Genomic DNA, 14,469 nt, shown 5'->3' with positions numbered 1-14,469 from the left:
AACGCTCGCGGGCGCAGGGCGGGCGCGCAATGCGAAAGGCATTGGGGGGGGAGCGGCGGCATTCCTGCCGCTGCGACGAGGCGCAACACGCCTCGCCCTTTGCCCGTATGCGCTGCGGATTTTCCAAACCGGGCGACGGCTTCGCGTCGTCTGCAGCGGCAGGAATGCCACCGCTCCGACACGGACGCTGCGGCTGCGGCTTGCCGGTTATTCGACAAATACCCGCGTCAGCGGCAGACTGAAACCGGGGAGCAGGCGCGTGGTGAGGGTGCCGGTCTTGTCGAGCGTGAAGGCCGGTGTCTGCGAGTTTTCCGGGAGATGATAAACTTTCACGAGCCGGGTGTCGGGATCGACGATCCAGTATTCGAGCACGCCGGTGCGGGCATAGATTTCCTTTTTCAGGCCGAGGTCGAGATGCGCGCTCGAGGGAGAAAGCACCTCGACGGCCAGTTCCGGCGCGCCCTTGGCCCCCTCGCGGGTGAGGTAGGCGTAGCGTTCGCTCGAAAAATAGCACACGTCGGGCTGGTAGACGTTGAGATCGGTCAGATAAACATCGAAAGGAGCGATGTAGGCCTTGCCCACGGGATGGGCATCGAGCCAGTTATCCAGAGCCGAGTAGATTTTCCCGGCACAGGTCTGGTGGAAGCGGTTGGGGGCGGGCGCCATGTGCAAATCTCCTTCGACGAGCTGGTAACGCGGCCCGCTCTCCGGGAGTTCCCGGTAATCGTGAACGGTAAACGGGCGGTGGGTGACCAACGGCATGGCAAGACACCTTGCCCGGTTTGCCGGCAGCGTCAAGGGCAGGGGCGGAGAGCGCACAGCGGCGCTTTCCGCAGACACGGAATCCCGCGCCACCTTTGCCGCCGCCTGCATGACGCCGGTCACTCGCACAGCTTTTCGGACCACGCGCGGAAGCGTCCGGCGGCGGGTTTGCCGTGCAGGACAAATCCCTTGTCACCGGCGGGATCGTCGCGGAATTGCGCGCGGTCGGATTGCTCCTCCCATTTCCACCAGTAAAACCCGCGCCACCACGGCTCCGGGGAAAACACGCGGCAGACGGCCTCCAGAAAATGGGCCTGCTCCTCCGGCGCATAACGTCCGTCGCCCCGCCAGCCGCTCGGGGAGATCGCCCCGCCGGTCGAGGAGGTGCAGCCGGTCTCGCCGAACCAGAACGGCTTGGCGGGCCGGCCCGTGGCGGCACCGTTGCCGCCGCCAAAGAGAGTGGCGATATCGCGGTAGTACGGGATCCATGCCGAGAGTTTGCCGGCCATCTCGTCCACGGTCGCTCCGGGCCGGTCCGCCGCCGGGCGGTAAAAACTCACGCTCAGGCCGTCGAGCTCGTAAAACCAGTGATCGGACCGGCGTCGCAGCTCGGCCAGTACATCCACCTGCGGCGTGTGGCAGGAATCGACCGGACCGTCGTACACGCTGCGGGTGGCGGCGATAACGCGCTTCCAGTGGTCGTTTTCGTCCACCATGCGGTCGAGTTCGCTGTCGAGGCCGTACCACTCGCAACCGCACTCCTGCGCGATGCGCGCGTAGTGGAGCGTGCGGGCGACGAGGCCATCGAACCACGCGGCGCGGTGGCGCGAGACGCGCCCCGGGATGCGTTCGCGGTCGGCCGGGAACCACACCTGGTTGCGGCCGTGGCCGTCGAGCGTTTCGAGCATGGGGCGCAGGTGGACGCGGATGCCGCGCGAGTGGAGGAGGTCGATCATGCGCCGCACCTCGGCGTCGTCGGGAGTGTAGGTAAAATGCCGATACTGAACCTCGCTGCTTGCGGTGTCCTGGAACACCGTGGGGATGAGCACGCACCAGCGCACGCCGAGCGCCGTCATGCGGTCAACCTCGGCGCGGGCGGCATCGGACGAGAAGTAGCCATTGGGGGCGTTGAACCCGAACGACACGCCGAGGCGGCGGGCGTCGCGGGCGGGTGCGGTCGGGGGAAGGCCCGGGCGGGCGATGGTGGCGGTTTTCATGGAAGGGAGCGGGACGGCGCTGACGGAAAGATCGGACTTCGGGCGCCCCGTCTGCGCAAGACGCGCGAGGCTTGAACGGAAGATCGCTTCGAGCATTGATCGAAGGTCCATGCCGCGAAACGCTCCCATCCAGTCCATCGAACGCGCCGTGCGCATCCTCTTCGCCGTGGCCGGCTCGGAAGAGGGGCGCACGGTCGCGCAGATCGCCGCCGCGACGGGTCTCAAGGCCGGCACGGCCTGGCGGCTGGCCCGGACGCTGGAGGGCATGCAGATGCTGGAGCGCATGACGGCGGTCGCGTCGGCGTCCATGGCGGATCGGGAGCCGGCGCCGGCATCGTCGCTGGCGTTGCGTTTCCGGATCGGGGCGGCGGTGGGAGAACTGAAGCGGCTCGACGACGGCCGGCATCTGATCGCGGTGGCGAGCCGCGTGCTGGTGAGGTGGCAGGCAAGGCTGCCGTCGTGCAACCTGGGGCTGGTGGAGCGGATCGGGCACGAAAGTTGCGAACGGGTGCGGGTGACATCGGCGCGGCCGGGCACGGCAATCGTCCGGCGGACGCGCCTGCATCACCCGTACGGCAAGGCGAGTCCGTTGCTGTTTCTGGCGTATGCCGGGCCGGATGAGCGCGACGATTTTTTCCGCCATCATCCGTTCGGGCCGGAGGGTCGGCAGCTCTGGGGAGACCGGGCGCGGCTGGACGGTTTTCTGGCGGATGTATGTCGCCGCGGATACGCGTCGCCGGAGTTTCCCGACGGGAAGTGGTTCCGGGTGGCCGTGCCGGTTTTCTCGCCCGACGGCCATCTGGCTGCGGCGGTGGGCGGATACGTGGAAACGGATGCCTCCGCCCGCACGCGGGCGCGACTGGTCGGATGTTGCCGCGACGCGGCGGCGGAGATCGGACGGCAACTGTGAGCGGCGACCGCTGCCGGGAAAATGCGGATAGCGGACTTATCGCTATAAGTGATGCCCCGATTGACCGTCCGGGGAGAGATTTCAGACAGGTAAGACATGAAGACCCTCTATCCCGAAATCGAGACCGGATTTTCCGGTGGTGTCCGTCCGTCACTGAATCTGCTCCGCCTGCGGTGGAGGACAATCGTATCAGGAGTACTGTTACTGCCCTGTATCTTGCAGGCGCAATGGACGGGAGCGGGCGCGGGTGGCACGGGCACGGATCTGAACGACGCGAGCAACTGGACCGGCGACACGATCGACGGTAACTTTACCGGCAATACGGAGTCGTCGGAGCTCACCTTGTCGGACGACGTTTCATGGACGAACCTGAACTTCGGCTGGACCGGTCCGGGTCTCGATCTGGTGATCACGGGCAGCAACCGGGTGATTTCCCTGAGCGGGAATATTGTCATGCCGGGTGCCACCGGCGCGGGGTCCGTGACCATCGGCAGCGGAATCACGCTCGATTTCGGGGAGATCACAACCACACGGACCATCCAGCGCGGTCCCTCCTCGGGGACGATCGGCACCCTGATCATCGACGCGCTGGTCACCGGCACGGCCTCGGGCAACGGACGTCTCCAGTTTGCCAACAACGCCAACTTCACGACGACGCTGACCAACGACAACAATACCTTCACTGCACCGCTGTCGCTCGGGGGCCAGTTGAATTTCACCTCCATCAAAAACGTGGGCGAGGGCCCTTCCGCGCTGGGATCCGCCACGACGGTCGAGAACGGCACGATCACCCTGGCCCGGAACGGTCAGCTGAACTACATCGGAAACACCGACCAGACCACCGACCGGCGCGTCGTCGTCAACGGCGGTCAGGGACCGGTCTCCATCAATCACGCAGGGACGGCGGGCCGACTCACATACACGTCGGAAATCGCCGGGGGCACCTACGCCAATATCCTCAACCTGAGAGCCGGCCCTGCGCAGACCAGTGCCTCGGATGTCGTTCTGGAAATCTCGGGGGCGATCACCAATGACGAAGGCGGCGCCATGCGACTGGAGATCAACCCTGCCGGCAACAGCGGCACGGTTGTCCTGTCCAACGTGGCCAATACCTATACCGGACGCACCAGTTTGACGGGCGGCGGCGTGCTGGAGGTCGTCAAACTGGCGAATGGCGGCGAGGCCAGCTCCATCGGCGCGTCTTCCGGCGACGCGTCCAACCTGGTGTGGGGCACCTGGGGAGATCGTACGACGACGTTGCGCTACATCGGCGGGGGAGACAGCACCGACCGCCTCTTCATCGTGCAACGCAATGCCCGGATCGAATCCTCCGGCACCGGAGCACTCCGGTTCACCAACACCGGCGACATCGGCCTCGGATCGAGCACCTCCTATGGTCGCGGCCTCACGCTGGGTGGCACCAACACGGATGACAACACGCTGGCCGTCACCATCGGAGATTATGCGCCGGCCGTCGAGGCCAACAGCGCCCGCACGACCTCCCTCACCAAGACAGGCTCGGGCAAGTGGATCCTGACCGGAACCAACACCTACACCGGCGCCACCACGGTGAACGCGGGCACCTTTGTCGTGGACGGTTCGCTGACCAGCGCCGTCACCGTCAACGCGGGCATCTTCGGCGGAGCGGGCAGCACGACGGGCGAGGTGGCGATCGGCAACGGGAGCGGTTCCCGCGATGCGATCCTCGCCGTCGGCGGCGGGTTTGGCGGCTTCTCCACGACAGGCGGGCTCGAGTTCAGATCTGACGCCGAACTGTCCTTCACGCTGGACACTTCAGCAGGTGCGGCCGCGGAGGCGGTAACGGCCCACGGCGTCACCATCGGAAGCGGCGTGTATTTCAACTTCAATGTTACCGGCGACGCCGGCGGCCTTTCCCTCAACGATACGTTCACCGTCCTGAGCAATACGGGTGACAGCGCCATCGGCGGAACATTCAGCAATCTGGCCGAGGGCGAGACCATCATCTCGACCTTGGGAGACACCTGGGTGACATGGGTGGCCAGCTACACCGGCGGCGTGAACGGTCGCGATCTGGTGCTGACGGTGACCGGGATCTCGGCGATCCCCGAACCCGCGACGGCGGCTCTGGCCGCCGGTGCCCTGGCCGTGGCGGCGGCGGTGATTGTCCGCCGCAGAATCAGGTAACCGGACCGGAGGCCGGAGAAAATGCAGAGGGCCGCCGCTTGTCGGCGTGCCGCGTCGGCAGGACGAAGCATCCGGCTGTATTCGTGGCCTTCGACAAGCGACGGCCCTACAAAACTTCGCCTGCCGGCGCAGGTCGCAGCGTTTCCCCGTCATGCCAGCGTCCGTCGATGAGGATGAGCTTGGGCTCTTCGGGAAGCCCGTACTCGTTATTCCGGATACGGGCCGCGACGAGATCGAGTGTGGCGGCGCCGATGGTTTCGTGGCGCTCCTCGAGGCCGGAAAAATGCGATCCCAGCGGGCGGTTGATACAGACCAGCCCGATATCGCGCGGGGCAGACAGGCCGAGCTGGTCGAGCCATTCGGTTTCATGTCCCATGATGCAGAGGAGGGCGTCGGGTTTCCACTTCTGGAACCAGGCCCGGAAGCGGGTGAAGGGTGTGATGTCGGGCCTGCCGGCAAAAAGCGGGATGCGGCGTGACGGGCGCATGCGATGCCGGGCGATGTACCAGCCGGCGAGCCAGTTGGAATCGACGCCTTCGACCGCGTCGGGCGGCAGGCACATGCCGATGCGTTGATAGCCGCGCTTTGCCAGCTGGCCAAACGCCACGTCCACCGAGTGCCGGTGATGGCTGGCCACACGGTCCACGAGAGGCGGCGTCCACGAGTAGGCGATAGTGGCGACGGCGTAGCGTGACCAGTCCATGTCGATGCGGGTCCGCGCCAGCTTGCGGGGCGCGGCGAGGATCACGCCGTTGATGCCGCGTGCCTGGAGGATGCGGTTGATCTTGCTCATGGTCGGGTCCGTGTCGCCGAGGTAAAAACACTCGGTGTGGAAACCCAGGGCCAGGGCGCGTTGCGCGATACCCCGGTACTGGAGCCGCGGAGTCTCGCCGCGCAGCCAGTCTTTCTCCGAGAGCCCGTCAACGATGACGGCGATGCAGCCCTTGTCGCGCGGCGGACGGCCCGAGCGGATATGCGCCATCAGGGTGGAAACGTAGGCATTGGGGCGGTAGCCGAGTTTTTCCGCGATTTCCCGGATGCGCTGCCGCGTGCATTCCGGGATGGACGGGTCGCCGCGCAGGGCCATCGAGACGGCGGCCTGGGTCACGCCGGCGGCCTCGGCAATGTCACGTTGGTTGGGCATGGCACGTGATATCGGGGCACCGGCAACGCCGAGTCAACTTATCGCAATAAGTATCGCCGTTGTTGTCATCGTTCGGGAGGCTGCTCCCCTCTTCTCCATTGACCGCCTCTCCTGCCTTTTCCGGCCGGCGGGGCCCCGCTTCCGGATTATCCCTGAAAACTTCCCTGCCTTCCGATCACTGATGAAAACAATATCCCCGAAAACCAGACACCGTCATGGTTTCACGCTCATCGAACTGCTCACCGTCATCACGATCATCGGCATCCTCGCGGCGATCATCATACCGGTGGCGGGCCGCGTCCGCAAAAATGCCATGACCGCCCGGGCGACGAGCAACATCCGGCAACTCGTCCTCGCCCACCATGCCTATGCGGTGGAAAACAGGGATCGATTCCCGCCTGTGCATAATGGCGATAGCGAATCGCCCACTTACGAACCGGGCTCATGGCAAAATCATATCGCGCCGTATGTCGCTTACAAAATCGGAACCAAGAATGATGACCGTTATCGGCATCGCGGGGATCCGCGCACCATTTTTAATGTTCCCGATAGCAGACCGTGGAAGGAACAGGGCCGCCATGTAAACGCGCCATCGATCAATCGCAGCTTTTATTCGAACTCGGCCAATTTCCGCCCAAGCGTCATTCCGGTTCCCTCACGCTACATCCTGCTTGGCGAATGCGAGGAATCCAACGTGGACCGGATCAGCACGCTCAAAAAATCCGGTTCCGATTATGCCCACAACAAGGGTGAAGCCCCGCTTCTTCCCACCAACACCGAATTCGGCGCGTTCCGTCGCGAAAACGGCAACAAGGCCCTCATGGGTTTCTGCGACGGCCACGTGAAGGCGCTGACCCGCGAGGAACTGCGCGACGACATCACTCCGGCCAACGGCAACCCCTGGCGCTGGTGGTGACTCCGGAGGCACCCGGTCCGGTGGCGCCTCGCCCCGACCCGGTGGCCGGGTTGAACGCGCTGCCACCGCCGGGGCATCCGGGGTGCCTTGTCCGCATTTTTTCCCGTATTTACATTCTCATAACAGCCACTTTCTCCTCGAATTTTTGTTCCATGCGCCACGCTCCCCGCCTCTCCCTCGTTTTCGTTGCTGTCGCTCTCTGGGTGACATCCCTCCTCGTTCCCGCCGCATTCGCGGCCCGTTCGCTGCCCGCATGGACTCCGGCCGCCGCCGATGCGGGCGACGATCTGCGCATCGGTCAATGGCTCTTCCAGCCTGGCGGCGAAACCACCGTCACCGCTCCGCGTCCCGACGCCTGGGAAATCGTTCGCGTGCCCTTCCTGTGGACCAGCGGTGCCTCGCGTCTCGTCAAACCTGCGGCCGGCCAGCCTCCTCTCGCCGACTGGGCAAAGAAACCGAAGGACTGGAAGGCCCATGACAACGGCTGGTTCGAACGCACCGTTTCCGTTCCTGCCGACTGGGCCGGACAACGCATCTGGCTCGCCTTCGACCAGCTCGAGTGCGACGGCCTGCTGTGGATCGATGGCGGCGAACCTGTCTTCCTCGAAGGTCCCGAGGCTCGCGTGGATGTCACCGGCCGCCTCCGTCCCGGCGCCGAATCCACGCTTCGCGTCCGGATCACCCGCTGGTGGCGCGATGTTCCCAAAACCATGGAGCAGGACCCGCTCCGCGCGCAGGCTCTCAACAATGCCGGACGCAGCAACAAGGGCGGCATCGACGCCGTCCGCCGCGACCTCCCCGCCGGCCTCTCCGGCCTGGTGAGGTTCGAGTTGCGGCCGCTTGCCGGCGAGATCACCGGCGTATTCGCCCGGCCCTCCGTCCGCGAAAAGACGCTTCACGTCGACGTCGAGGCACTCCTCCCTTCGCCGGCCGCGGAGGCATCCCGCGTTCGCGTGGAGATTCTCGATCCCGCGGGCGAGGGCGCCCGCTCCGGCCCGCTTCCGCCTCCGGTCGTCCGCCCCCTGTCCGGTCCTGCCCCGACCACCGTCAGCCTCCCCTGGCCCGCTCCCCGCCTCTGGGAACTCGGCGACGGGTATCTTTACGTGCTTCGCGTCACTCTCCTCGATTCCGCCGGCCGTCCCGTCCACGAGGCCGCTCCCGTTTCCTTCGGTTTCCGCGAAGTGTGGGTGGAGGGACGCGAGATCATGCTCAACGGCCACGCCGTCCATCTCCGCATGGCTCCGGTCATTTTTCCGCAATACCCGTCGATCCTTTTCTGGGAGGGCGTCGGTTTCAACGCCTTCCAGTGGCACCCGAATTCGTCCTCGTGGTTTGTGGACAAGGGCCGCCGTTCGCTCATCGTCCCCGATTCCGACAATCCCGGCATGCGCGCCATCCGCCCCGACGTGATCGAGCAGGCCGACCGGCGCGGTCTCGCCATGCTCATGCCCGCGCCCAATGTCAGCCTGGTGCGCACCGCCATGAGCAAGGAGGAAGGCATCCGTGCCTACGAGCGTGAATGCCGCCTCTGGTTCGCCCACATCCGCAACCACCCCTCCATCCTCATGTGGTTTCCCTCCATGAATGTCGGCAGCAGCACCCGCGAAAATCCCGAGCGTATCGGAGCATTACCTGCGGAGGAGGACCGCATCGCCCCCTGGTATGCGACGACCGACAACACCATCAGGGCCGTGGACCCCACCCGCATCGTCACCCACCACTGCGGCGCCGCCGGCGAGATCGATTATCCCAACCAGTACCTGAACTTCATGCCGCTGCAGGAGCGTATCGAGTTTCCCTCGCACTGGGCTGTCCGTCCTGACGCCCGTCCCTGGGGGGCCATCGAGCACGGCACGCCCTGGGTGCACAACTTCTACAAGTGGCACCGCATCCCCCAGTTCACGGAATGGCACGCCGTCTATTTCGGCGACCGTGCGTACGCGGCGGAGACCGACGACTACGTCGACCTCGTCGCCTCCATCCGTCAGGCAGACCGCAAACATCTGCGTTCCGCCGATCTGGTGCCGCTCGGCGCCATGACCCTGCATGACGAATGGGAGACCCTCTTCACCCGCGAGACCAACCGCGCCTGGCGTGCCTGGGGAGTGGCCGGCGGCTGGAAACCGTGGAATTTCGGCATCGGCTACGGTGTCCCTCCCGCCCGCCTCGATGCCGACGGAAAGCTCAAGGGCAACGATTTTTTCTACACCGAGCTGACCGAAAGCGAAGCGCGCGCCACGCTCGATGCCGCCCCTCCGTGGGCCAACGCCATCTACCATGCCTCCCGGGAAACGATGCAGCCGCTCCTCGTTTACCTCGGCGGCCCGCCCGAACGCTTCACGGCCAGGGACCATGCCTTCACCGCCGGCGAGACGTTCCGGAAAACCATCGTCGCCGTCTGGGACGGCGGCTCCCCGCAAACCCTCGATGCCACCTGGACCCTGACCGTTGACGGTCAGGCGGCGCCCGTGGCCACCGGCCGGGAAACCCTGACGCTCGCTCCCGGCCAGATCCTCAAGCATCCGCTCGAATTTGTCGCCCCCGGCGTCGCCGCCCGCACCGATGCCACGCTCGCGCTCACGGTGAAACCGTCCGTCCCGGGACGCGGGCCGAAAGAAATCACCGATACCCTCGCCCTCACTTTCTGGCCTCGCGCCGAAAACGCCGTCGCGCCTCTCCGCTCCCGCTGGGCCGTTTACGATCCCGCGCCCGGCGCTCCCACCGCCGCCTGGCTGAAAAACGGCCCCGGCATCAACGCCACGCCGGTCGCCACCGGAGCCGATCTCGACCGCATTCGTCCCGATGTCCTCGTTATCGGCCGTGAAGCCCTCGCGCATACGCGGGACGGTTCCTTCCCCGTCACCGCCGATCACATCGCGCGCGGCCTGCGCGTGCTTTTCCTCGAACAGAAGCCCGAGGGGATCGAGTCCATGGGCCTTCGTATTCAGGATATCGTGACGCGTCATGCCTTTCCCCGTATCGCGGAGCACCCGGCGCTGGAAGGGCTCGCCGCCTCCGATCTCGCCAACTGGCGCGGCGAACCCGACCTGTTGCCGAAGACCCGCCAGGGCATGAAACCCTGGCCGCTGGCCCGTCCACCGCACTGGGGCAACCAGGGCGCCGTCGCCTCCGTCGTCATCGAAACGCCGCACCGCGGCGCGTTCACACCCGTGATCGACGCCGAGTTCGACCTCGCCTGGAGTCCGCTTCTCGAATGGCGCCACGGCAAGGGCGGCATTCTCTTTTCGCAGCTCGATCTCGTCAACCGGCCCGGCGGAGAACCTGCCGCCGCCCGCATCGCACAAAACATCGTCCGGGCCCTCGACACTCCCTGGGCGGAGGCCCAGAGCCGGCGAGTCCGTTACCTGGGCGGCGATGACGGATGGGACTGGATTTTCTCCCTCGGCTTCGAGGCGGCGCGCCTTTCCGGCGTGACCGCGATCCCGACGCTCGAACCGGCCACCGACATCCTGGTGATCGGACCCGATGCGACCACCGTGACCACACCGGAGAACTTCGCCGCGACACTGAAAACGGCGCGAGCCTTTGCGGCCCGGGGCGGCACGTTTCTTGTCCTGTCCCAAAAACCCGACGCCCTTGCCGCCGCCGCCACGCCGGCGCTGCCGCTCGTGACCGACCCTGTCCGCCGCGCCCGCGTCACGCCCGAACCCTCGGCCACCGTTCCGCTCCTCCGCGGTATCGGCCCTCAACTCACCCGCTGGCGCACCTTCCTCCAGCAGGATCGTTTTACGGCGACCGGTCTTCCGGCCAATGCGACGCTCGCCCTCGAAGGTCTCCTCCTGGAACTGCCTGCCCCTGTATCCGCCGCCGGTGTCGCCGGGCGCGAGATCTACTGCCAGCTCGACTGGCGGCCACTCGACAGCAACGACAAGAACCTCGAAAAACCGTACTGGAACACCGCCAGGCTCTACCGCCAGCTTCTCACCAATCTCGGCGCCCGCACCGGCGACGCCATCGCCGCCCGCCTCTTCGATACCCGCAAGACGGCTCCGCTGGTCAACATCCCCTACTGGCGTCTCTGGAACGACGCCGCGAGGGTCGATCCCGCCACGCGTGACGGCGCCTTCCCCGCGCTCGCCCGCCGCCTTCCGATCGAATCTCCCCCCGCCACCGAAAAGGACGCCGGCGATGTCAGCCTCACCGCCAACGTCGAGATCGGCGAGGGCGAGATCAACATGCCTGGTCTCGACCTCGGCACCGCCAAGTGGCGCACGTATGGTCCCCGGGCGAGCAGCGGCCGCGTTTACCTCGAATGGGTGACGCCCGCCGAACTCGGCAAGATCGGTTACGCCCGCAGCTATGTTTACAGCAGCCGCGATCGCGAGGCTGTCTTTGCGGTGGGGGCCGACTACTGGATGCAATTCCGCGTAAACGGGAAAATCCGTCTCGATCACAGCCGGGAGCCGCGCCCCGCGCGTTCACCCTTTGCCGGCGAGTTCCGGTTCACCGCGCCGCTGAAAGCGGGCTGGAATCTCCTCGAGGCGAAAGTGGCCTCCGGGAGCGGCGGCTTCGGGTTTTTCTGCATGGTAAGCGATCCCGGCGATCTCGATTTCGCCGCGGCCATCAGCAAGCCCCGCAATGCCCCCGACAAGCCCGTCCCCGCCGACCTGCTCGCCGAGCCGCAACTCGACGTGACGACCGACACCTTCTACGTCCGCCCGCTCGATCCGGTTGACGACCCGTATCGTTTCAACCCGTGGTGACCCGTTGGCAAACCGTGGCGCGGGCGGTCCCGCCCGCTCCGGGAAAAGGGTGCGAATAACGAAAGCGGGCGAGGATCCCCGCACCTCGCCGGAAAACCGTCCGTCTCATTCCCATCATGAAACCATCCGCCCTCCTCCCGTTCCTCACAATCGCCTGTAGCGCCTTCACGGTTACAGTCTCCGCCGCCGATGGCGTCACCATCGACCCGAAGCTGAAAGCCGCCTTTGCTGCGGCGAAGACGGAGCGCGTTGCCGTCATCGCCCTCGGTGATTCCAACCAGCGTTTTGGCGGCCACGGCTGGTCACGCCACATGGCCCGCGCGCTCGGGGACACCTTCGGCTGCTACGGCACCGATTTCCTCCTCTATCGCCAGTGGCAGGACAAGGACGCTCCGCCGCCGTCCGTTGCTCCCGCCGGGCTCGCCGACCGCGCATTCAGCTACTGGTACGTTGCGCCCGGCTCCGCTGAACAACTCTCCTGGAAACCGGGCCTGCTCACCGTTCCGGCCAATCATCCGGTCGGCGTTTCCGGGGCTCTCCGCTATCATCTCAACTACGGAACGTTTCCCGAAGCGGGCGGCGCCACCGACGCCGGTTTCAGCCCGGTCGTCCGGCGCGACGAAAAGCCGTGGACCGTGCTCGCCGCCGCGCCGTCGCCCGTCAATCCGGTGACCGGCGAGTACGGGATCGCCCACTACACGCTCGATCTTCCGGCCGATGCCGCGCGCGCCTGGCCGTTGCAATTCATGCCGGTGCCGATGAGGAAACCGGTCAACGGCCCTTTCCTCGTCTCGATTGCCCACGTCGAGAATACCGGCCGGAAAAACGGCATCGCCTACTACACGCTTTACGCCGCCGGCGGAAAGTCCCTGCGCGACATGGTGACCCGCCTGCGTGCGATGAAGCCTGCGCGGGCGGCCGAGTTTTTTGCCGGAATCCTCCGTCTCCAGCCTTCTTCCGACGCGCCCGATGCCTCCCGCGCGAAAGGCATCGTCATGATTTCCTCCGGCCTCAACGACCGCAATTCGCAGGCTCCGAGCCTCGGTCCCGCGCCGGCCAGATCATCCACGCCCGAGGGTTATGCGGACAACCTGCAGGCCCTCCTGACCGAGCTCGACACCATCTGGACTCGCAACGGCGGCGGCGCGGGTTCACTGCATTTCGCTTTCATGGTGAGCCACACGCTGGGCGATCCGGAGGACGCCAAGCTCGCGTCCTACCGCGAAGCCGCCCGCGCCTTTGCCGCAAGGCTTCCCGACGCCTCGCTCGTCGATCTCTCGCAACTCGTCCCTTATGCCGAAATGGTGTCACAGAAATACTACGACAAGGGCCGTGCCACCGATGCGCACCTCGACCCGCGGGGCTACGAGGCGATCAGCCGGGCGCTGGCTGCCGGGCTGGCGGAGTAAGACCGGTTTCACCCGCGCAGCCGGAACACGTAAACCGACCAGAGCGCGACGGCGGCGAGGGCGAGGATGATGCCCATGAAGAGCGGCGCCTTGTCGCGTTTGCGGTAGCCGATGCCGGCCAGCGCGCTGATGCCGAGCCAGCACACGATCTTGACGATCACCCAGGGGGCGAAGGCGTTGTTGTGCAGCTTCGAGAGCAGGCCGAAACCGCTCACCAGCATCAGAATCGAGGCAATGCCGGTGATCATCATCACCTTCTTGCGCGTTTCGGGCGCGCCGGCGAAGGCGTAAAAAGCGCCGCCCGTCAGCACGAGCAGCGAAAGGATGTGGAGGATCTGGTAAACGTAGACGGGCATGGTCGCAACCCGCCGGCGGGCGGCGGGGCAGTTGGTTCGGTCGGTCGGTCGTGAGTCGCTGTCCTGAAAAAAGAATGACACCCCGCCTGTGCCGTGCGCTCAAAGGCTCGTGACCTTTTTGTAGAAAGGTGGGCGCCACCAGACGGTTTTTTGCCTTCCGGTTTACGGCCTGGCATCCCGCCGTCGTTTGCGGCTCCCGAATTGTTTCAAAGGCAAAGAGCTGTTAAATGAAAGCACCTCGTACACTGCAGGGTGTCGGGAGGGACGGTAGGCCTGCCGGCGGGGGCGTCAACCGCCTTCCGGCGATTTTGTGACCGAAGGTTTTTTTCGCAGCGCGCCTCGCAGGAAGCCGCGGGTGCTCCAGATCACAAGCAGCGTTGTGGCAACGACTCCGGGGAACGTCATCCGCAGGGCGACGGCTGAGCCGAGGAGCGCGCCGGTCGCGAGGAAAACGAGGAGGTCGCGCCAGCCGCGCGCGCCCGATCGCCATTGCGAGACGAGCAGGACGAGCGCCACGGCCACGCCCAGCCCGAGCGAGACGAGCTGGAGCCGGTCGGCGAGGGCGGCGCGGCCGTCGTCGCGCACGAGAAAAGCGAACAGCGCGCAGAGGAGCTGGTTGAAAAAAACAAATCCGGTGGCGAGGAGAACGAGGAGATCCCGGGTGACGGGAAACTGGCCGGCGGTCGCGCCGGCCGGGAGGTTGCCGAGGAAGGAGCAGCCGGTGCAGCAGTAATAACGGCGGCCAGGCTCGGGGCGGCGCACGCGCACCGGCAAGCCGCAGTGGGCGCAGGGGATGCGGGCGGGGGGAGGAGGATCAAGGGCGCCGGACATGGATTAACCGGTATAAGGAGCGGCGGCATGGCGG

10 protein-coding genes are annotated in these 14,469 nt (G+C 65.9%); 5 read left to right on the top strand and 5 right to left on the bottom strand.

The window, feature by feature from the left end:
* Positions 1–207: 207 nt before the first annotated feature.
* Both OPIT5_07025 and OPIT5_07020 read right to left on the bottom strand, forming a co-directional pair.
* The gene (locus OPIT5_07025; GenBank protein AHF90007.1) at positions 208–762 is read right to left on the bottom strand and encodes a hypothetical protein; all 555 of its coding nucleotides are present in this window, start codon (positions 760–762) and stop codon (positions 208–210) included.
* Positions 763–881: 119 nt separating this feature from the next.
* Positions 882–2,075, bottom strand: a complete 1,194-nt coding sequence (locus tag OPIT5_07020) for a hypothetical protein (protein AHF90006.1) — start codon at positions 2,073–2,075, stop codon at positions 882–884.
* 13 nt (positions 2,076–2,088) lie between these two features.
* Between OPIT5_07020 and OPIT5_07015 the strand changes: the two genes are divergently transcribed.
* Complete coding sequence (locus OPIT5_07015) at positions 2,089–2,889, top strand: transcriptional regulator (protein AHF90005.1); 801 nt, start codon at positions 2,089–2,091, stop codon at positions 2,887–2,889.
* A 96-nt stretch (positions 2,890–2,985) separates the two neighbouring features.
* Complete coding sequence (locus tag OPIT5_07010; GenBank protein ID AHF94162.1) at positions 2,986–5,055, top strand: hypothetical protein; 2,070 nt, start codon at positions 2,986–2,988, stop codon at positions 5,053–5,055.
* A gap of 106 nt (positions 5,056–5,161) precedes the next feature.
* Here the strand turns inward: OPIT5_07010 and OPIT5_07005 are convergent, their stop codons facing one another.
* Entirely contained in the window at positions 5,162–6,199 is a 1,038-nt protein-coding gene (locus tag OPIT5_07005) for a LacI family transcriptional regulator (protein AHF90004.1), read from the bottom strand.
* A 181-nt stretch (positions 6,200–6,380) separates the two neighbouring features.
* Between OPIT5_07005 and OPIT5_07000 the strand changes: the two genes are divergently transcribed.
* From OPIT5_07000 to OPIT5_06990, 3 genes are all read left to right on the top strand, one after another.
* On the top strand, positions 6,381–7,115 hold the full coding sequence (locus OPIT5_07000; GenBank protein AHF90003.1) for an N-terminal cleavage protein: 735 nt from the start codon (positions 6,381–6,383) through the stop codon (positions 7,113–7,115).
* 152 nt (positions 7,116–7,267) lie between these two features.
* Positions 7,268–11,839, top strand: a complete 4,572-nt coding sequence (locus OPIT5_06995; protein AHF94161.1) for a hypothetical protein — start codon at positions 7,268–7,270, stop codon at positions 11,837–11,839.
* A 116-nt stretch (positions 11,840–11,955) separates the two neighbouring features.
* Positions 11,956–13,248: a hypothetical protein gene (locus tag OPIT5_06990; GenBank protein AHF94160.1), complete on the top strand. Its 1,293-nt coding sequence runs from the start codon at positions 11,956–11,958 to the stop codon at positions 13,246–13,248.
* 8 nt (positions 13,249–13,256) lie between these two features.
* On the opposite strand, the gene OPIT5_06985 is transcribed toward OPIT5_06990, so the two are convergent.
* Both OPIT5_06985 and OPIT5_06980 read right to left on the bottom strand, forming a co-directional pair.
* The gene (locus tag OPIT5_06985; GenBank protein ID AHF90002.1) at positions 13,257–13,604 is read right to left on the bottom strand and encodes a hypothetical protein; all 348 of its coding nucleotides are present in this window, start codon (positions 13,602–13,604) and stop codon (positions 13,257–13,259) included.
* A gap of 288 nt (positions 13,605–13,892) precedes the next feature.
* Positions 13,893–14,435: a hypothetical protein gene (locus OPIT5_06980; GenBank protein ID AHF90001.1), complete on the bottom strand. Its 543-nt coding sequence runs from the start codon at positions 14,433–14,435 to the stop codon at positions 13,893–13,895.
* Between the last annotated feature and the right edge of the window lie 34 nt (positions 14,436–14,469).

Source organism: Opitutaceae bacterium TAV5 (genome assembly GCA_000242935.3).
Lineage (GTDB): Bacteria > Verrucomicrobiota > Verrucomicrobiia > Opitutales > Opitutaceae > Geminisphaera.
Note: the sequence above shows the minus strand (reverse complement) of the source record. Positions and strands in the feature narration are given on the sequence as shown.

Bases quoted from the DNA above. Each gene is read 5' to 3' on its own strand.
- OPIT5_07000 (AHF90003.1), top strand. From the start codon at position 6,381: ATGAAAACAATATCCCCGAAAACCAGACACCGTCATGGTTTCACGCTC.
- OPIT5_06985 (AHF90002.1), bottom strand. From the start codon at position 13,604: ATGCCCGTCTACGTTTACCAGATCCTCCACATCCTTTCGCTGCTCGTG.
- OPIT5_06995 (AHF94161.1), top strand. From the start codon at position 7,268: ATGCGCCACGCTCCCCGCCTCTCCCTCGTTTTCGTTGCTGTCGCTCTC.
- OPIT5_07015 (AHF90005.1), top strand. From the start codon at position 2,089: ATGCCGCGAAACGCTCCCATCCAGTCCATCGAACGCGCCGTGCGCATC.
- OPIT5_07025 (AHF90007.1), bottom strand. From the start codon at position 762: ATGCCGTTGGTCACCCACCGCCCGTTTACCGTTCACGATTACCGGGAA.
- OPIT5_07020 (AHF90006.1), bottom strand. From the start codon at position 2,075: ATGCTCGAAGCGATCTTCCGTTCAAGCCTCGCGCGTCTTGCGCAGACG.
- OPIT5_07005 (AHF90004.1), bottom strand. From the start codon at position 6,199: ATGCCCAACCAACGTGACATTGCCGAGGCCGCCGGCGTGACCCAGGCC.
- OPIT5_06990 (AHF94160.1), top strand. From the start codon at position 11,956: ATGAAACCATCCGCCCTCCTCCCGTTCCTCACAATCGCCTGTAGCGCC.
- OPIT5_07010 (AHF94162.1), top strand. From the start codon at position 2,986: ATGAAGACCCTCTATCCCGAAATCGAGACCGGATTTTCCGGTGGTGTC.
- OPIT5_06980 (AHF90001.1), bottom strand. From the start codon at position 14,435: ATGTCCGGCGCCCTTGATCCTCCTCCCCCCGCCCGCATCCCCTGCGCC.